Consider the following 18,620-nt stretch of genomic DNA (forward strand, 5'->3'; position numbering starts at 1 on the left):
ATGAAGCAAGAAGCAGATGACGGGGACCTCGACGCGCTCGTCCGCAAGCGGATCCGCGGGCTGCGCGCCGCGCTCGGCATGTCGCTCGACGACCTGGCCACCGCGTGCTTCATCAGCCCGTCCACGCTCAGCCGCATCGAGACCGGGCACCGGCGCATCAGCCTCGACCAGCTCACCGCGATCGCCCGGGCGCTCGGCACCACCCTCGACCAGCTCGTCGAGTCCGCCGACGCCGACGTCGTCATCCGGCCTCGGCACGAGCCCGCCCGCGGCATCACCACCTGGACCCTGCGGCACGAGGCCGGCCCGGGCGGCACCACCGTCGCGAAGATGCGCATCGACCGGCCGCTGCCGGGGCCCGACCAGCTCAAGGCCCACCCCGGGTTCGAATGGTTCACGGTGCTGTCCGGCACCATCGCGCTGCGCCTCGCCGAGCGCCTCATCATCGTCGAGACCGGCGAGGCCGCCGAGTTCTCCACGATGGTCCCGCACGCGTTCGGCAGCCACGACGGCCCGGCCGAGATCCTCGGCATCTTCGACCACGACGGCCGCCGCACCCACCTGCGCAAACTCCCCTAGATGACGTCCCAGGGAACGCTCGCCTCAGCGTCGGCGACCGCACGCATCAGCTCGGCGTCGACGTCGAAGCGCACGTCGTCGACCGCCGCCACCGCCGCCACCCCGATCGAGTTGGCGACGAACGCCGACCGGAACGAACCCAGCTCCGCCAGCCCCACCCGCGCCTCGACGCAGCGCAGCAACGGCTTGAGCAGCTGCATCGCGATCCCCGGCAGGTGCGGCGAGGACGGCCACGTCAGGGCCGTACCGTCGAAGAACGCGATGTTGGCCACGGCCGCCTCGCACACCGCCCCGCCCGCGTCGACCAGCAGCGCGTCGTCGAAGCCCTCGGCCCGGGCCCGCGCGCCGAAGTAGCTCTGCCCGAACCCGCCCACGTGCTTCAGGTGCGCCGCCGGCCGCACGTACGGCACCGAGCGCAGCCGCAACGGAGCCGCCGGCGGCAGGGCCGGCGGCCGCACGGAGACCACGATCATCAGCTCTTCGCGCCGGTACACGTTGACGCGCACGGAAGCATCCGGCACCCCGCGCACCGCATGCCCGAGCAAGCCCCGCACGCGCCCCCCGTCCAGGGACGCGCCGAACAGCTCCCGGGACGCGTCCGCGAGGCGGCGCAGGTGCAGCTCCAGGCCGCGGACCCGGCCGCCGCGCACCTGCATCGCGGTGAAGTGGCCGTAGTTGGACAGCAGCACGTGGGACAGCTCGGCAACCGTCGGCTCCCGGCCGTCAACCTCCACCCGGATCGGCTCCACGATCGCCAACCATAGTGCGGGCGAACTCCTCCAGATCCAGCCGGGCGAGCATCCGGGTGCCGATCTTCACCAGCGGACTGCCGGCCAGCGTCGTCGGCGCCGGCCCCTCCCCGGCGATCCGCTCCTCCCAGATCGACTCCTCGATCGCGCGCAGCGCCGGCACGATGAACCCGACCCCGCCGACGAGCATCACCCGCGCCGCCGCCGGGTCGATGTCGGCCCGCTCGCCCAGCAGCGCCGGCAGATCCACCAGCGGCACCGACCGGCGGTGGTGCGTGAACACGCCGCGCAGCGGCCCGCCGCCGACGAACGGGATCACGTCGTGCGGATGCGGCACGATCTCGGCGATCTGCGTCAGCGGCGTGGCCACCTCCGGCCCCGCCAGATACGTCAGGTACTTGCGCACCCGGTGCTCGATCACCCGCCCGTCCGGCGGCGCCGGCCCGTCCTCCCGCGCAGCCTCACGCCGCGGCGCCGCCCCCGCCCCGCCCACCGGCGTGCCCAGCCCGGCCAGCGTGCCCAGCTCCTCGGCGGCCCGCAGCCGCGCCCCGTCGATCACCAGATACGAGCCGCCGTCCTGGCCCGGCAGGATGCCGACCGCGTACTGCGACGCCGGCAACCCGAAGCCCGGCATCGCCAGCACATCGCCGTCGGCCACCGCGACGATCGACACCACCTCGCTCACCGCGAACGTCAACAGGCCCCGCTCGTAGGCCAGCGCCACACCCCGCTTCACGTCGACCGGCGCCAGCGCGCCCAGCCCCAGCACCGCCAGCGCGTCGACGGCCGGCACGAAGTGCTCGGCGAGCTCGATGACACCCTGAACGATCCCGCCGTCGATCGGCGAGGACTTCAGCACCAGCTCCGGCACGACCGAGTGGATGTGCGACACGTCCACGCACAGGCCGATCTCGCCGGCCCGCAGCAGCATCATCATGCGGCGATGGCCCGTACCACCGTCACGCCCCTGCTCCCGCGCCTGCGCCATCGCCCCGCTCAGGCCGCCCGTGTCGGTCGCGACGACCATGCCCGGCAGGCGCCGGATCGCCGCGCAGTCCAGCACACACACCACCGCACCGTCGTCCGGCCGCTCGAACGTGCGCGCGAACACCTGCGGCAGCTCGCCGGTGACCGAGATCCCCAGCTGCTCGCGCTCCTCGACCCGCACCACGCCCCGCACCGCGTCGGCGAGCAGCCCGAACACCGACCCCTCGTGGGAGGCGACCACGACCACGTCCTGCCCCGACGGCGACTGCACCCCGAGCATCCGGCGCAGATCCAGCACCGGGATCACCTGATGGCGCAGGTTCACCGCACCGACCAGACCCGGCGCCGCGGCCAGCAGCGGGTCGAACGACGACGGGCACGGAATGACCTCCCGCAGCTCCGACAACGGCAGCGCGACATGCACGTCGGCGACGGTGAACACCCCGTACAGGATCCCGCCGCTCACCCCTCGATGCCGATCTCGCCGTGCGGCGCCGCCCCCACCAGGTCACCGATGAGTGAGTTCACGGTCCGCGACGCGTCCTGCTGCGTCTGCGTCTGCGTCACGATGTGGTGGATCGACTCCGCGGTCTTGCCGACGCTGCGCAGGATCTCCTCGAACGCGTCCTGCGCCCGCTGCGCCACCTGCGAACCCTGGTTGATCCGCGTCGCCGACTCCTGGATGAGCCGGCTGATCTCCCGCGCCGAGTCCGACGACCGCTCGGCCAGCTTGCGCACCTCACCGGCCACGACCGAGAACCCGACCCCGTGCTCGCCGGCCCGGGCCGCCTCGATCGAGGCGTTGAACGCCAGCAGGTTCGTCTGGCTCGCGATCTCCCCGATCACCTGCACGATCCCGGCGATCTGATCCGAGGAGCGCTCCATCAGCTCGATCGCCTCGATCGACTTGCGCAGCTCCTCGAAGCCGCGCTGCGCGTTCGTCTGCGTCTCCCCCGCCAGCTCGCTGGCCTGCCCGGCGTTGCCGACGATGGTGGCGATCGACGTGCTCAGCTCGTCGATCGCCTTGCTCATCTCACGGGTCTTGACGCCCAGCCGCTGCTCCAGCTCGACCTGCTGGGTGACGTCGGTGGCGAACTTGATCACCTTCACCGGATCGCCCTTGAGATCGAAGATCGGGTTGTACGTCGCCTGCAGATACACGTCCCGGCCGTACTTGCCGATCCGGTGGAACCGCCCGTTCAGGATCTCGCCCCGGCCCAGCCGCAGCCAGAAGTCGCGGTACTCCTGCGACGTGATGTACTCCTGCGTGCAGAACATGCTGTGGTGCTGGGCCAGGATCTCCCGCATCGAGTAGCCCATGGTGCGCAGGAAGTTGTCGTTGGCGACGAGCACGTTGCCGTCCAGATCGAACTCGATCACCGCCTGCGCCCGGTTGATCGCCGCGACCTTCCCCTCGAACTCGGCCGTGCGCAGCTTCGCCTGCGTCACGTCGGCCGCGAACTTCACGATCTTGTAGGGCCGGCCGTCGAGATCCAGGATCGGGTTGTACGTCGCCTGAATCCACACCTCGCGCCCGTCCTTGCCGACCCGCTTGTACTCCCCCGAGTCGAACTCCCCGCGCCGCAGCCGCTCCCAGAAGTCCTCGTACTGCTCCGACTGCGCCTCCTGCGGGTCCACGAACATCCGGTGGTGCTTGCCCCGGATCTCCTCCAGCCCGTAGCCCAGCAGGTCCAGGAAGTTCCGGTTGGCGTCGAGCACCACGCCGTTCGGGTCGAACTCGATGACCGCCTGCGCCCGGTTCATCGCGGCGACCTTGCCCTCGAACTCCGCGTTGCGCGCCTTCTGCTCGGTGACGTCGACGGCGTACTTCACCACCTTGTACGGCCGGCCCTCGAGATCGAAGATCGGGTTGTACGTCGCCTGCAGCCACACCTCCCGGCCGCCCTTGCCGAACCGCTTGTACTCCCCCGACTCGAACTCCCCGCGGCCCAGCCGCTGCCAGAACAGCCGGTACTCCTCCGACGCGGCCACGAGCGGGTCCACGAAGATCCGGTGGTGCTTGCCCTTGAGCTCGTCGGCCGAGCCGTAGTGCATCGTCTCCAGGAAGTTCCGGTTCGCCGTCAGGATCATCCCGTCGAGGTCGAACTCGACGACCGCCTGCGCCCGGTCGATCGCGGCGACCTTCCCCTCGAACTCGGCGTTGCGGTTCTTGGTGTCGGTGATGTCGGTGGCGTACTTCACCACCTTGTACGGCCGCCCGTCGAGGTCGAAGATCGGGTTGTAGCTGGCCTGCAGCCACACCTCCCGGCCGCCCTTGCCGTAGCGCTTGTACTCCCCGGACTCGAACTGCCCCTTGGACAGCCGCTGCCAGAAGCCCCGGTAGGCGTTGGAACGGGCCTCGTCCTCGCTCACCAGCACCTTGTGATGGCGCCCGACGAGCTCGTCGGGCTCGTAGCCGGTGACGTTGCAGAAGTTGCGGTTGACCGCCGTGATCGTGCCGTCGAGGTCGAACTCGATGACCGCCTGCGCCCGCTCGACGGCCGCGACCTTGCTGACGAACTCCGCGTTGGCGAACTTGCTCTCGGTGATGTCCAGCGCGTACTTCACGATCTTGTACGGCCGGCCCTCGAGATCGAAGATCGGGTTGTACGTCGCGCGCAGCCACACCTCCCGCCCGCCCCGGCCGATGCGCTTGTACTCGCCGCTCGCCACCTCGCCGCGCGCGAGCTTCGCCCAGAACTCCGCGTACTCGGCGCTGTTGGCGGTCCCCTCCTCGACGAACATCCGGTGGTGCTGCCCGACGATGTCACCGAGCGCATAGCCGGTGAGCGCCAGGAAGTTCTCGTTCGCGCTCAGGACCTCGCCGTTGAGGTCGAACTCGATGACCGCCTGGGCCCGGTCGACCGCCGAGGACTTCCCGCGCAGCTCCGCCAGCAGCCGCCGGTCGTTGGTGATGTCGTAGGCGGTGATGAGGATCGCCTCGGTCTCCCGCCCCGCCCCGCCGACCGGGCCGCAGTTGAACCGCAGCCAGCGCTGGCGCCCGCCGCTGTCGACGATCGAGTTGACCATCTCGATGAACTTGTGCGCCCGCGCGGCGTCGAGGAGCTGGTCGACGGTCTGCGACTGCAGCTTCCAGAGGTCCTCGAGCCGCCGCCCGACGATCTCCTCGATCGGCGCGTCGGTGGTCTCCAGCACCCGGTCGTTGACCGAGATGACGGCGCCGTTTTTCGCGTTGAGCACGATGACCAGGCGCTCCTGCACCAGCAGCGCGATCGCGGCCTGGGCCAGCGCGGGCGTCGCGTTGTCGTTGACGAGACCGGTGGATTCGGGCACGGGTTGCTCCTCGGGTGCCGCCGCGTTGCTGGTCACCGGCCTGTTCGGCGTTTTCCGCCCCTCCTTGAGACAAACCGTCCCTCCCCCGCCACACCGCCTACGCTTTCCTAGGAAACTAGGTCATGACGCTACGGCCGGTCGATCTCCGCGGCCAGCGCGGCACTGCCCTGGCGCAGGGCGTTGCCCGACGGCGTGGAGAACAGGAGCCGGTGGCAGCCGTCCAGCTCGGCATACACCTCGCCGCCGGCGCCGTCCGGGGCGCGGAGCACCGCGAAGCGGCCCGCGTGCGCCGGGCACGGCACCGGCGGGCCGGCCGCGAGGAGCTTCGCGCGCAGGACGGTCCACCGGTCCGCGGGCAGCAGGCCGCCCCGGGCGAAGTCGCCGGCCGGCTTGCCGCTGCCCTGCTCCGACGCCGGCACCGTGTAGACGCACAGCCGCACCGGACCCTTCGGCGCGTCCGCCCCGCCCGCGGGCGCGGCCGAGCCGGCCGAGCCGGCCGAGCCAGCCGTGACCGCGCCGATCATCTCGCCCCACCGCTGCTCGCACCCGCTCGCGGCCGCGGCCGCGGACTTCGTCTCGCCCAGCACCGTCGTGCGGACCGTCGTCAGGGTGAGGCGGTCCAGCGCGTCGCGGACCTCGATGCGGGGCTTGCCGCACGCGTCCGCGGCCACGCCCGGGCGCAGCCAGCGGCCGGCCGCGTCGAGGACCGCGAACCAGACCACGCCGACGAGGCTCAGGTCGCAGGCCTCGGCGGTCCGCGGCTCGCTCGGCAGGCGCAGGGCCGCGACCAGGGCGGCCACGTCGGAGCCGCGGCGTTCGCGGCGCACCCGGTCCTCGCCGCCGTCGGCCCGCGTCCGCAGGCCGTCCGCGCAGATGACCACCCCGGCGGGGACGAAGCCGGCGGGGAGCGGAGGCAGGCCGAGCGGGGCCGTGGGGTCGTCGTCGCCGGGCGGGCAGGCCACCCAGGCCGGGTGCGTCACGGGCGGCGACGGCGACGGCGGCAGTGCCGGGGCGGCCGCCGGCCGGGCGCAGGCGGCGAGCACGAGCACGGCGACGGCGAGCACCACGACGCTTCGCATGGCCCTACGACGCGGCGGCCGGCCCCACGGTTCCCGGGCGGTAGTCGAGCAGGACCAGGCGGCCGTCGAGGACCCGGGACCCGGCCAGCTCGTAGCCCACGCGGGGCAGCTCGATGTGCTCGCGGCCGTCGACGCCCATGGTCACCGGGAACACCATCAGCCGCAGGTGGTCCACCAGGCCCGCCGCCAGGAGCCCCGCCACCAGCCGCAGGCTGCCGATGGTGCGGATCGGGCCGTCCGAGCCGGCCTTGAGCGCGGTGACCGCCCGGGCCAGGTCGCCGCTGAGCAGCCGCGCGGAGCCGGCGGAGGTGAGCGTGTTGGAGTAGACCGCGGCGGCCAGGTCCGGGAAGGTCTCGTAGGTGTTGCGGCCCACGAGGACCCGGTAGTGGCTCGCGGAGGCGATCCAGGCCCGCAGGTCCGGGCCGTCGTAGCCGAAGAAGGCCTCGGTGTTGTCGCCGGCCGCGTAGCCGTCGGCGCTCACGAACAGGTCGCAGGTCAGCTCAGCCACGCCGACAGCCTAGCCGCGCCGCCTCGGCGCGGCCGGCCTCACCCGAGCGTGTCGAGGAACGCGCGGGCCCACCGGTCGACGTCGTGCGCCCGCACCTGCTCGCGCATCCGGCGCATCCGTCCCGCCAGGTCCTCGGGGCCGGCCGCGATCGCCGCGGCGATGCCGCGCTTGAGGTCGTCGACGTCGTACGGGTTCACCGAGAACGCGCCGCCGCACACCTCGCTCAGCTCCGAGTGGGCGCCGGTGAACTCGCTGAGCACCAGCGCGCCGCCCTCGTCCCGGCGGGCCGCCACGTACTCCTTGGCCACCAGGTTCATCCCGTCGCGCAGCGGGGTGACGAGCATGATGTCGGCGGCGAGGTAGAGGGCGACGAGCTCGGCCCGGGTCCGCGACTGGAACAGGTAGTGCAGCGGCACCCGGCCGACGTCGCCGAACTCCCCGTTGATCCGGCCCACCTCGCGCTCGACCCGCTCGCGCAGCTGCCGGTACTGGTCGACCCGCATCCGGCTCGGCGTGGCGACCTGCACCAGGACGGCCTCGTCGTTGGTGATGGTGCCGTCGGCGAGCAGCTCGCCGTAGGCCTCGATGCGCTGGTCGATGCCCTTGGTGTAGTCGAGCCGGTCGACGCCGAGCAGCAGCAGCCGGCGGTCGCCGCCGAGGTCCTTGCGCAGCCGCCGGGCATCGTCCTGGACGGCCGGGTCGGCCGCCAGCGCCTCGATCTCGGCCACGTCGATCGAGATCGGGAACGCCCGGGCCGTGACCGTGCGGCCCTCGAACTCCACCCGCTCCCCGTCGGGGCGCAGCCCGAGCAGCTGCGCGGTGAGGCGCAGGAAGTTCTGCGCGGCGAGCGGCTGCTGGAAGCCCACCAGGTCCGCGCCGAGCATCCCGCGCACGAAGTCGGCCCGCCGCGGCAGCTGCATGAACAGCTCGACCGGCGGGAAGGGGATGTGCAGGAAGAACCCGATGCGCAGGTCGGGCCGCAGCTCGCGCAGCATCCCGGGGACGAGCAGCAGCTGGTAGTCGTGCACCCAGACCGTCGCCCCCCGCGCCGAGGCGGCCGCGGCGGCCTCGGCGAAGCGCCGGTTGACCTGCTCGTACGCCACCCGCCAGGCCCGCCGGTGCACCGGCGGCTCGACGCCGTCGTGGAACAGCGGCCAGATCGTCGAGTTGGACTGCCCCTCGTAGTACCGGTCCACGTCGTCGCCGCTGAGCTCGACGGGGTGAATGCGCACGCCCTCGTGCTCGAACGGCTCGGGCCGCTCGTCGGGCTCACCGGTCCAGCCCACCCACGCCCCGCCGGAGCTGCGGGCGATCGGCTGCAGGGCGCTGACCAGGCCACCGGGGCTCGCATCCACCGGCAGCCGGTTGGCCACCACCACGAAAGGCTTCACGACTGCCCCTGTACCGCACGATCGCCCGCTGAAACGTCGGCGGCAAGGGTGGAGGGCCCCCGGGTGACCGGGAGCCCTCCTGACGTGCGGTGGAGCCGTATGGCGTTTCGCGATGCCGCAGTCGGCTAGAGCGCCGGGTACGCGTTCTGCATCAGCTGCTGGAACTGCGCGGAGAACCACGCACCGGAGACCGGGGCGTTGGGCAGCGCGCCGCTCAGGCTGTTGCCGTTGCGGCCGTTGCCCGTGTAGGTCGGGTCGCACATGCGGTCGAAGCCCTTGCCACCCGGGTTGTTCGGGCCGGTCGGGACCAGCGAGCTGGAGCCGTCGGACTCGCCCGGGGGCTTGATCCACACGTAGGCGTCGATGCCGGCGGCCGGGGTCGCCCGCGGACGCTCGCCGAGACCCGCACCGCTCTGGTTGCACCAGTTACCGGCGTGGATGCGCCGGTCGATGCGGGAGGCGTCGACGTAGGTGTTGATGTCGGTCGAGGTGCTCGCCGCGGTCGGCCGGGCCGAGCCGCCCCAGCCGTTGCGGGAGGTGTCGATCAGCATGCCGATGTTGGAGTTGAAGCCCTGCGAGACCAGCTGGTTGCGGAAGGCCTGCGCGAAGGTCAGCTCGTCGGTGTACTGGTTCCAGTCCACCCACTTCGACTGGCGGATGGTCTGGCCGCCGACCGTGGTCGTCGGCTGCACAAACGGCTCGGACAGGGCCGAGTAGTTCGCCGTGTTGGTGATGAAGCCGTCGACCGTGTTGACGCCACCGACAGCGCCCTTGGCGGTGCTGGCGAACAGCGCGGCCGAGGGGTTGAAGTTGCTGTCCCAGCCGATCCAGCCGTGGTGCGCGGCGTCGATGTAGTTGTAGGTGTTCGTGCCCGCGGCGTGCAGCTTGCTCAGGGCGTACTGGATGCCCGTCACGTAGTTGCCGTTGGCCTTCATCGTCGCGCAGGCCGCCGTGGCGCCGGCCTGGCCGTCCGCGTTGGTCACGAGGTTCGGCAGCGAGTCGATCTCGACGATGTTGATGATGCGGATGCCCGCGTACTTCGGGTTCGCCTCGATCGCGGCGATCGGGTCGATGTACTCGGTCTTGTAGCGGTCGATCTCGGTCGGGCCGAGCTCGCCGTTGGAGGCCAGCGCCGCGCAGTCCCGGCCGGGCAGGTCGTAGATCACGAACTGCGCCGCCGTCGCGCCCTGGGCGAGCGCGTTGTCCAGGTGCTTGGCCATGCTGGTGGTGTAGCCCGAGCCCGCCGGCGCCGTGATGGCGGCGATCGAGTCCAGCCAGACACCGGTGGGCTGGTTGGAGATCCGGCTGCCGCCGGTCTCCGCGGCGGCCTTGGCCGACCAGTCCGGGTTCACGTAGACCTTGGCGCCCACGTAGGGGTTGTCCACGTGGGTGCCGTTGTTCCCGCCGCCGGTCGTCACGCTGATCGCCGCCGAGGAGCTGGTGGCGGTCTGGTTGGCCGCGGTGTACGCCTTCGCGCTCACCGAGTAGTTGCCGGCCGCGACGTTGGCCCAGCTGTAGGTGTACGGCGCGGTGGTGTCGGTGCCCAGCAGCGTCGTGCCGTTGTAGAACTCGACCTTGCTGATGGTGCTGCCGGTGACGCTCGCGTTGGCGGCCAGGCTGATCGTGGCCGGCGCGGTGAACGTCGAGCCGGTGGTCGGGCTGGTCAGCGTCACGCTCGGGGCGCCGTTGCCCGGGTTCGACGGCGAGGTCGACGGGGACGGCGACTGCGAGGACGGGCCGCCGGTGGTGCCGCCCGTGCAGGCGGTGCCGTTGACCGTGAAGTTGGTCCCGGCCGGGTTGCTGCCGCTCCACGCACCCGTGAAGCCGAACGAGATCACGCCGTTGGTGGCGACGTTCCCGTTGTAGCTCAGGCTGGTGGCGTTGACGTGCACACCGGACTGGGTCTTGTTGGCGTTCCAGATCTGGGTGATCGTCTGCGAGCTGTTGCCGAAGTCCCAGCCGACGTTCCAGCTGGTGAGCGCGTCACCGAGGTTGGTGACGTCGACCTGGGCCTGGAACCCGCCCGGCCATGAGCCCACGATCGTGTACTTGGCTGAACACCCGGCGGCCGCGAACGCCTGATTGGCGACCACGACGGTACCGGCGGTCGCCACGACGGCGGCGGCCGATATGAGGGCGATCTTGCGCCTCATCGACTCTCCTAACATTGACGGGTCGGAATCGAGGTGCGATTACCGTCCGTACCGTCCCGGGACCGCGTCAAGGTGATCGTCGGCAAGGACCGCGTTTACCTCGTAAGTGCCTGGTAACAGACCTGAAACTTACGCCGCGAAGATCCGGGAGACGCCCCGGGAAGGGGTGGCGGCGTGGAGCCCCCGGAAGATCAGCTTTCGCCAGAACGCCCGTCTCCCCACGTGAGGGCTCCACGTGGCTGAGGATGCTGCCACGAATCCCCCGGCCCGGAAATGTCGATCAAGCGCGTCGCGGGACCGTCCCCCGGGCGCCGGAGATCCATCGATGGCCGGCAACGGGTCTGCGCGTCGAAGCGCTTCCGGGCCCGGCGACGAGGTCCATGAAAGTTACGCAGCGCTGTCCCGGCCCGTCCCGCCGGCGCCCAGGCGTGGCCGTCAGGGGCGTGCCGGCCGTTGCGTGCACCGGACATCTCGACCCCGCGCCGCGATGCGGCGAACGCTGACGGCGTCGACCCTGCGGCTGGCCCGCTCGGCGCGCCCGGTCGCCGTGGCGCCGCGCTCGCCGCGCGCGGGCCGGCCCACCCGCCGTCCGCGCGGTGTGGATCGCCGGCGCCCGCCGGGTCGAGACGGGCAACCAGCACCTGATGGCGCGCACCGCAGTGGACGAGGGCGGGAGGCCGCCGCGCGGGTGCTGCTCGAACTGGTCCGGGCCGGGCGCGTGCCGCTGGGCCCGGCTCGTCCGGGCCGGTCGGCCGGAGCGGCATCGGGGCTAGCCCGGCTCGTCCGGGCCGGCCGGCCGGAGCGGCATCGGGGCGGTGGCCGCCTCCGGCGGGCGGGGGCGGCCGTCGGACGGGTGGCGCGGGGTGGGCCGGCTACGGCAGCGGGTGGCCGCCGTCGCCGTCGACCTTCGTGTCCATGACGCCGTCCTCGTCCAGGTCGACCATGGTGACGTTCACCTGGCCGTCGCCGTCGCTGTCGAGCTGGAACAGGTCCGCCTTGCCGTTGCCGTCGGTGTCGATGGCGAGGACGTCGTTGACGCCGTCGTGGTTGGTGTCGACGGCCAGCAGCTCGGTGCGCTGCTCGCCGCGGGTCTGCACGGGTTCGGTCATGGGCGGCACGATACGGCGGCGGCACCGGGGCCGGGCGACCCGGGTGCCGCCGCCGGCGCGGCGGCTCAGGCGACGATGTGGAAGGCCTGGTCCAGGGCGAGCGCGGCGAGCCGCTGGTCGTCGAAGGGCAGCTCGGTCAGCGACGGGTCGGTGTTGTTCGGCGAGAAGTTGCCCCGCCTGGACTGCGCGACGTAGACGGTCGTGCCGTCGGGATAGCGGTACGTCGCCCACGTGTCGAGCCGCTTGTCCGCCTTGCCGCCGGTCGACAGCGCGACGGTCTTCCCGCCGGACTGCACGGTCGTGCAGGAGCCCGCCTCGGACCAGAAGGTCAGGTCGCACAGGCTCGCGCCGGTGCGCAGGCCCGGCTCGTACACCTCCACGATCACCTGGCCGGCCGCGGCGCCCTTGCGGATCTGCAGGGTGACCAGGTAGCTCCAGCGGTCCTGGCCGCCGACCTTGTCCTCGAACTGGGCCTGGACGATGTTCATCGGCGCGTCCGGGACGGCGGTGTAGCCGGCCGGCACCAGCGAGATCACGTGCGCGGCGAGGTCCTTCGCGGCGTCGGCCTTGCGCCCGGCCCGGGCGGTGCGGTCGCCCTGCGGCGAGCCGTCGACGCCGGTGGGCCAGACGGGCTTGGTCTGCCCGCCCGGGCCGGTGCCGATCGGCACCGGGCTCGGGGTGCCGTTGCCGCTGCTGGCCAGCGGGACGGGGCTCGGGGCTGCGGGGCCGGCGGCCTGCTGGGCGCCCGAGCCGGCGGTGGCCACCACCAGGCCGAGCGCGGTGGCGACGGCCAGCACGCCAGCCCCGCGGCCCCGGTGGCGAGCGTACGGCGCCGGGCCGCGCGGCGGCCGGCCCGCAGGGCACCGCCCGGCGGCATGCTCGGCGGCGCGGTGGTGTGGTCGAGGGCGTCGCGCAGCGAGGCCCGGAACTCCAGTTCGTCCATGATGTTCGCGCTCTTTCGTGGCAGCGGTGGTCAGTCGGTGGTGAAGGTCGGGCTCAGCCGGGCGCGCAGGGTCTGCAGTCCCCGGGCCGCCTGGCTCTTGACCGTGCCCGCCGAGCAGCCGAGCAGCTCGGCGGTTTCCTCGACGGAGAGGTCCTCCCAGTAGCGCAGGATCAGCACGGCGCGCTGCCGGGCCGGTACCGCGCTCAGGGCCGCGAGCACCGCGACCCGCTCCTCGGGCCCGGTGTCCACGGTCGGCGGCTCCGGCGGCGTGTCGCTGGTGCGCACGCGCCGCCACCAGCCGAGCCGCCGCTCGTCGAGGTACGTGCGCACGAGCGTGCGCCGCAGGTACCCGTCGAGCACCTCGTGCCGCGAGACCCGGTTCCAGGCGAGGTACAGCTTCGTGAACGCCGTCTGGGTGAGGTCCTCGGCCCGGTGCCAGTCGCCGCACAGCAGGAACGCCGTGCCGCGCATCGCGTCCGACCGCGCGGCGAAGTACTCGGCGAATGCCGTGTCCCGATCCGTCATGCGCTACTCACGGTCGCGGCCCTCCACCGGGTTGCACGCCCGGCCGCAAAAATTCTCCCGGCACCACACTGCCCTGGCATCGCCCGCCGCCGACCGACCGGCAGCCGCTCAGCTCGTCAGGATGACCAGGCGCTGGGTGGCGCGGGTCATCGCGACGTACCGGTCGACCGCCCCCTCGACGCCCTCCCCGAACGCCTGCGGGTCGACGAGCACGACCAGGTCGAACTCGAGCCCCTTGGACAGCTCCGGGGTGAGCGAGCGCACCCGGTCCGTGCCCGGGAACCGCGGGGCGCCGATGACGCACGCGACGCCCTCGCCCCCGGCGTGCCCGGCGAGCCACGCGTCCACGATGGACGGCAGTTCGGCCGCGGTACCGTACGTGACCGGCACCCCGCCGTGGCGGATCGAGACCGGCACGTTCGCGTCGGGCAGCGCGGCCCGGATCACCGGCTCCGCCTCGGCCATGATCTCGGCCGGGGTGCGGTAGTTGACGGTCAGCGACGCGAGCTCGATGCGGTCGAACCCGGCCCGCTGCAGCCGCTCCCGCCACGACTCGGTGAACCCGTGCCGTGCCTGGGCCCGGTCCCCCACGATGGTGAAGCTGCGCGACGGGCAGCGCAGCAGCAGCATCTGCCACTCGGCGTCGGTGAGCTCCTGGGCCTCGTCGACCACGATGTGCGCGAACGGGCCGGCCAGCGAGTCCGGGTCGACCCGCGTGAGCCCGGCCTCGTCGACGAGGGCATCGTGGAAGTCCTCGACGCGCAGCATCGAGACCAGCCCGGCACCGTACTCGTCGTCGGCGACGGCCACGATGTCGTCCACGACCTCGCGCATCCGTGCCCGCTCGACGGCCGCCTCCGCGGACTGCCGGTGCCGGCGCCGCACCGCGTCCGGGTCGCCGAGGCGCTGCCGGGCCGCGTCGAGCAGCGGCAGGTCCGAGACCGTCCACGCCGACGGCTCCGATCGCCGCAGCAGCCGGACCTCCTCGTCGCTCAGCCACGGGGCGCACTTGCGCAGATAGGCCGGTACCGTGTAAAGATCCCCGACCAGGTCCGCCGCCTCCAGCAGGGGCCACGCGCGGCCGAACGCCGAGCCAAGGTCCCGGTTGCGGCGCAGCTCCCGCGGGTCGGCGTCGTGCCGGTCGGCCAGGATCGCGACGAGCTCGGCCCAGACCAGTTCGCGGGCCTCGTTGTGCGGGATGCCCGGCTCCGCCGCCAGGAACGCCTCGGCCCAGTCGTCGGCGGTGACGCGCAGGTCGGCGTCCTCGGTCGCGACGAGCATCGGCCGGGTGGGCGGCCGCTCGTAGAACCGCACCGCCTCCTCGATCGCGTGGACCATCCGCGCCGAGGACTTGAGCCGGGCCACCCGCGGGTCCGGCTCGGCCGCGGCCGACGCGCCCTCGGCCACCAGGTCCCGGATCGTGCACGTGTGCACCCCCTCCTCGCCGAGGCTCGGCAGCACGTCGGAGACGTACGCGAGGTACGGCTGATGGGGGCCGACGAAGAGCACGCCGCCGCGGCGGTGCCCGAGCCGCGGGTCGGCGTAGAGCAGGTAGGCGGTGCGGTGCAGCGCGACGACGGTCTTACCCGTGCCGGGCCCGCCGTCCACGACGAGGGCGCCGCCGGAGCCGGCCCGGATGATGGCGTCCTGGTCGGCCTGGATGGTGCCGAGCACGTCGCGCATCCGGTCCGAGCGGTCGCCGCCGAGGCTCGCGATGAACGCGGACTGGTCGTCCAGCGCCGCGTGGCCCTGCAGCCCGGCGGCGGTGAACACCTCGTCCCAGTAGTCGGTGACGCGGCCGCGGGTCCAGCGGTACCGGCGCCGGCTGGCCAGGCCCATCGGGTTGGCGTGGGTCGCGCCGAAGAACGGCTCCGCGGCCGGCGAGCGCCAGTCGAGCAGGAGCCGGCCGCCGTCGGCGCCGGTGAGCCCGAGGCGGCCGACGTAGACCGGCTCGCCGCCGTCCTCGGCGACCATCCGGCCCAGGCACAGGTCCAGGCTGTAGCGGCGCAGGGTGCGCAGGCGGGCGGTCAGGCGGTACACCTCCTGGTCCCGGTCCATCGCGGCCTGCCCGATCCCTCCGGGCGCCCGGCGCTCGTCGTCGAGCCGCGCCTGCAGCTGCGCGGTCACCTGCCCGAGCCGCGCGGCGATGGCCGCGAAATGCTTCTCGTCGGCGGCGATGAGCGCCGGATCGTCCTTGGCCGGCTCGGACAGCGCGAACACTTCGGTCATGCGCGAATTCCCCCTTATTGGCACGAGACCGCCGATTCTGCGCCCCCACCGGGGCCTTGCCGCAAGCCCCCACCTGCGGTATACGTTAAGAATGGAGGAGCGGTATGTGCTCCTCTTTTGCATATGGCGGCTCGGCAGCCATTGATGGGCGCCGCTTTTTCCGCCGAGAATTCCCGCCATGCAGATGCGCCGTCTCCTGACCCTCGCCGCCGGCACCGTCCTCGCCGGCGCCGCCACCGTCGCCTTCGCCGCCCCAGCCCACGCCGCCACGGTCGACGTCCCCTTCGGGCCGCTGTCCATCGGCGACTACTGCCACTCGCGCTACCCCACGGCGTGGATCGGCTTCTACGAGAGCAGCGGGCTGCGCTGCTACACGGGTTCGAGCCCGCTGCAGTACGTGGGCGGCGGCGACCCGTATCTGGCGTGCAAGTACCTGACGCCGGACGTGGTGATGAGCGCGTCCCGCGGCGCGTCGGACGCGCTGGTCTGCCGCGTCATCCGCTGACCCGTCACGTCCGCCGGGCCGGGCGCCGGCCCGGCGGACGAACCCCCTCCCGCCGCCGGGCCGGTCGCGGCCCTGGCCCCGCCGCCGGGCAAACTGCTAACATCGTTCGCAGTTGTCGTACGTGAGGGGGAGGCATGCAGCAGCGGATCGTCGCACCCGACGGGGCGGACATCGTGGTGCACAGTGTCGGCAGCGGACCCGGCATCGTCGTGGTGCACGGCGGCGGGGTCACGATCGGGATCTACCAGCGGCTGGCGAACCGGCTCGCCGAGCGGTTCACCGTGCACCGCTACAACCGGCGCGGGCGGGAGGACGCCGGGCCGCGCCGCGAGCCCTACACGTTCGAGCAGGACATCGACGACCTCGGGGCGGTGCTCGCCCAGACGGGGGCGGGCAACGTCATCGGCCACAGCGCCGGCGGGTTCATCGCGCTCGAGGCCGCGCTCCGGCTGCCCGTGCGGCGGCTCGCGCTCTACGACGCCGCCGTCAACGTCGACGGGATGTTCCCGTCCGCGTGGCTCGACGCGGCGATGGCCGCGGCCAGGGCCGGGGACACCGCGCGGGCCATGGCGCTCACCGGCGCCGGGATCAACACCCACTCGGCGACGTCCCGGCTGCCGCTGGGGGTGCAGGTCGCGATCTGCCGGCTGTTCCTGCGCACGTCGATCGGGCGGATGATGGGCGGGCTGCTGGCCACGACGCTCGACGAGTCGAACCAGATCCGCCTCGCCGACGGCCCGGCCACGCGCTGGGCCGCGGTGCGGGCCGAGGTGCTGCTGGCCTACGGGGCCGCCGGACCGCCGTACTACGCCCCGCTCAACGCGGCCCTCGCCGACGCCCTGCCGCACGCGCGCGTGCTGCCGGTCGCCCGCAGCGGGCACGACGGCATCAACCGGGCGCCGGCCTCGATCGTGGAGCCGCTCGCCGCGTTCTTCGCCGCGCCGGTCAGTGGATCCACGGAAGATCCGCGGGCATCTCGTACGTCACGCTGACGTCGAACCCCCCGTCCCCCTCGACCGTGAAGGTCAGGCCGAACCGGGACGGGCTGCCCCGGGCCACCATGGCGGCGCGCAGCGCGAGCAGCGTGTCGCTCAGCTCGTCGGTCCACGGATCGGCGAACGCCACCCAGCCGCTGCTGTCCAGCGGCCCGGCCGCCGAGTGGAACTCCATGCGCGCGCCCGTGTAGTGGTCGTCGACCTCGGCGAGCAGCACCGAGCGCACGGCCTCGGGCGGGGTGACCTTGCGCACGATGGCGACGATGGTGTCCACACAGGACATGCACGCGGCCGACACCTCAGACAAGGCTGACCCACATATCGACCATGGTCACAGGATAGGGTGCGCCGGGAATCACTCGCGCGGCAGGGCACCGATACGTTGCGCGACCCCGGCGGGGGCTGATCGCGCCGCGCACCGCACGGCCTCCGGCGGCCCGGGCCGGGGCTCAGTCGGCCAGGGCGGGGTTGGCCTCCAGCAGCGGGCGCCCGTCGGCCAGCACCGTGCGCGCGGCCAGGGCCCGCACCAGCGCCCGCCCGCCGCTCACCGCGCCGGCCTCGTCGTTGCCGACCGCGGCCGGCGGCACCCGCAGCGTGACGAGCCGCCCGCCGCCGACGTCGGCGGTGTCCACGTCGAGCCCGGCGGTGTCCACCCGCGCGGCCGTGTGCCGCAGCCAGGTCGCCAGGGAGAACACCGGCAGCCCGCGGCGCCGGTGGTTCCAGTCCTGCCGCACGTGCGCGAGGTCGATCCAGGCGTAGTCGGCCGCCCAGATCCGCCCGGCCTCGGCGACGAGCGCGGCGATGGCGGGCAGCCGCTCCTCGAGGACCGGGTTCATCAGCGGCTTGGTTCCGATCCGCAGCTCCGCCCTCGCCCCGGGGCGCCCCGGATCGGGGTCGCGCCACGTGATCCAGAGCCGCCCGCGGCCGAGCCCGAGCGCCTCGGCGGCGGTGTCGCCGCCCGCGGCGAGGGCTTCGCGCAGCCGCTCGGCGGTCGCGTCGTCCGCGACGGCCAGCTGGTCGCCGCCGGGGGTCATCCGCACGGTGTCGGCCTCCCCCGGGAACGCGGCGGCCAGGGCGCGCATGGTCTCGAGCAGGCGGCCGGCCCCCTCGGCCGCCGTCGATAACCGCGACGGCCCGTCGGTCCAGATCTCCCAGCGGTACGACATGTGCCCTCCGAAGCCCTCGCACTCCCGCGCCGACACGCAATCGCCGCACGGCTCGCGCCCCATACCCGGCGCGGCGCGCGGCGCCCGTCCCGGATGCGCCCGGTGCGGGCCGCGCCGCACGCGGAGGGCATCGTTCGGTCCCGTACGACCTCCGTCAACCTATACGCAGTCCCGCGACGACCTGTCGACCGGCTCGTGCTCGCGCTCCGCGCGGGCGAGCGCACAGGCGGTGAGCCGGGCGCGGGCGTCGGCCCGGAAGCGGTGCACAGCTCGGGCCCGGCGGCGGCCGCGGGACGGGCCGCCCGGGACCAGGATGCGCCGGGACGACGGCGCTGGATCGATGGGTGAAGCCATGCCGACCTCCCCGTGTCTCGGCACGCGTCGATGCTATCCGACCCGGGCCGGACC

17 protein-coding genes are annotated in these 18,620 nt (G+C 73.0%); 3 read left to right on the top strand and 14 right to left on the bottom strand.

Annotated features, from left to right (window positions below):
• Entirely contained in the window at window positions 1-579 is a 579-nt protein-coding gene (locus ACQP1P_RS28760; RefSeq protein WP_433075193.1) for a helix-turn-helix domain-containing protein, read from the top strand.
• Here ACQP1P_RS28760 and ACQP1P_RS28765 read toward each other — a convergent pair.
• The 11 genes from ACQP1P_RS28765 to helR all read right to left on the bottom strand — a co-directional run bounded on the left by ACQP1P_RS28765 (window position 576) and on the right by helR (window position 15,546).
• Window positions 576-1,328 carry an aminotransferase class IV gene (locus tag ACQP1P_RS28765; RefSeq protein WP_433075196.1) on the bottom strand — a complete coding sequence of 251 codons (753 nt, stop codon included), beginning with the start codon at window positions 1,326-1,328 and terminating at the stop codon, window positions 576-578. The genes ACQP1P_RS28760 and ACQP1P_RS28765 overlap by 4 nt on opposite strands.
• A complete protein-coding gene (locus tag ACQP1P_RS28770; protein WP_433075200.1) occupies window positions 1,303-2,781 on the bottom strand; it encodes a chemotaxis protein CheW in 1,479 nt (492 codons plus the stop codon). Before ACQP1P_RS28770 ends, ACQP1P_RS28765 begins: the two co-directional genes overlap by 26 nt.
• On the bottom strand, window positions 2,778-5,609 hold the full coding sequence (locus tag ACQP1P_RS28775) for a methyl-accepting chemotaxis protein (RefSeq protein WP_433075202.1): 2,832 nt from the start codon (window positions 5,607-5,609) through the stop codon (window positions 2,778-2,780). Before ACQP1P_RS28775 ends, ACQP1P_RS28770 begins: the two co-directional genes overlap by 4 nt.
• A gap of 128 nt (window positions 5,610-5,737) precedes the next feature.
• Window positions 5,738-6,688 (bottom strand): hypothetical protein, encoded by a 951-nt coding sequence (locus ACQP1P_RS28780; protein WP_433075204.1) that lies wholly within the window; start codon window positions 6,686-6,688, stop codon window positions 5,738-5,740.
• A 4-nt stretch (window positions 6,689-6,692) separates the two neighbouring features.
• The gene (locus tag ACQP1P_RS28785) at window positions 6,693-7,196 is read right to left on the bottom strand and encodes a dihydrofolate reductase family protein (RefSeq protein WP_433075206.1); all 504 of its coding nucleotides are present in this window, start codon (window positions 7,194-7,196) and stop codon (window positions 6,693-6,695) included.
• A gap of 38 nt (window positions 7,197-7,234) precedes the next feature.
• On the bottom strand, window positions 7,235-8,587 hold the full coding sequence (locus ACQP1P_RS28790; protein WP_433075208.1) for an alpha,alpha-trehalose-phosphate synthase (UDP-forming): 1,353 nt from the start codon (window positions 8,585-8,587) through the stop codon (window positions 7,235-7,237).
• Window positions 8,588-8,712: 125 nt separating this feature from the next.
• Window positions 8,713-10,740: a glycoside hydrolase family 6 protein gene (locus tag ACQP1P_RS28795; protein WP_433075210.1), complete on the bottom strand. Its 2,028-nt coding sequence runs from the start codon at window positions 10,738-10,740 to the stop codon at window positions 8,713-8,715.
• 872 nt (window positions 10,741-11,612) lie between these two features.
• Window positions 11,613-11,849: a hypothetical protein gene (locus tag ACQP1P_RS28800; RefSeq protein WP_350622455.1), complete on the bottom strand. Its 237-nt coding sequence runs from the start codon at window positions 11,847-11,849 to the stop codon at window positions 11,613-11,615.
• A gap of 65 nt (window positions 11,850-11,914) precedes the next feature.
• Window positions 11,915-12,646 carry a hypothetical protein gene (locus ACQP1P_RS28805; RefSeq protein ID WP_433075214.1) on the bottom strand — a complete coding sequence of 244 codons (732 nt, stop codon included), beginning with the start codon at window positions 12,644-12,646 and terminating at the stop codon, window positions 11,915-11,917.
• A gap of 176 nt (window positions 12,647-12,822) precedes the next feature.
• Window positions 12,823-13,317: a SigE family RNA polymerase sigma factor gene (locus ACQP1P_RS28810; protein WP_350622459.1), complete on the bottom strand. Its 495-nt coding sequence runs from the start codon at window positions 13,315-13,317 to the stop codon at window positions 12,823-12,825.
• 108 nt (window positions 13,318-13,425) lie between these two features.
• Entirely contained in the window at window positions 13,426-15,546 is a 2,121-nt protein-coding gene (gene helR, locus ACQP1P_RS28815) for an RNA polymerase recycling motor ATPase HelR (protein ID WP_433075217.1), read from the bottom strand.
• A 178-nt stretch (window positions 15,547-15,724) separates the two neighbouring features.
• On the opposite strand from helR, the gene ACQP1P_RS28820 reads away from it, so the two are divergent.
• Both ACQP1P_RS28820 and ACQP1P_RS28825 read left to right on the top strand, forming a co-directional pair.
• Window positions 15,725-16,051 (top strand): hypothetical protein, encoded by a 327-nt coding sequence (locus ACQP1P_RS28820; protein WP_433075220.1) that lies wholly within the window; start codon window positions 15,725-15,727, stop codon window positions 16,049-16,051.
• Between the two features lie 134 nt (window positions 16,052-16,185).
• A complete protein-coding gene (locus ACQP1P_RS28825) occupies window positions 16,186-17,043 on the top strand; it encodes an alpha/beta fold hydrolase (protein WP_433075222.1) in 858 nt (285 codons plus the stop codon).
• Here the strand turns inward: ACQP1P_RS28825 and ACQP1P_RS28830 are convergent.
• The 3 genes from ACQP1P_RS28830 to ACQP1P_RS28840 all read right to left on the bottom strand — a co-directional run bounded on the left by ACQP1P_RS28830 (window position 16,997) and on the right by ACQP1P_RS28840 (window position 18,566).
• Window positions 16,997-17,329: a hypothetical protein gene (locus ACQP1P_RS28830; protein ID WP_433075224.1), complete on the bottom strand. Its 333-nt coding sequence runs from the start codon at window positions 17,327-17,329 to the stop codon at window positions 16,997-16,999. The two genes, ACQP1P_RS28825 and ACQP1P_RS28830, sit on opposite strands and share 47 nt — an antisense overlap.
• Window positions 17,330-17,495: 166 nt before the next feature.
• Complete coding sequence (locus ACQP1P_RS28835) at window positions 17,496-18,212, bottom strand: hypothetical protein (RefSeq protein ID WP_433075227.1); 717 nt, start codon at window positions 18,210-18,212, stop codon at window positions 17,496-17,498.
• A 159-nt stretch (window positions 18,213-18,371) separates the two neighbouring features.
• The gene (locus tag ACQP1P_RS28840) at window positions 18,372-18,566 is read right to left on the bottom strand and encodes a hypothetical protein (protein ID WP_433075230.1); all 195 of its coding nucleotides are present in this window, start codon (window positions 18,564-18,566) and stop codon (window positions 18,372-18,374) included.
• Window positions 18,567-18,620: the final 54 nt, after the last annotated feature.

Source organism: Dactylosporangium sp. CA-052675 (assembly GCF_050947935.1).
Classification (GTDB): domain Bacteria; phylum Actinomycetota; class Actinomycetes; order Mycobacteriales; family Micromonosporaceae; genus Dactylosporangium.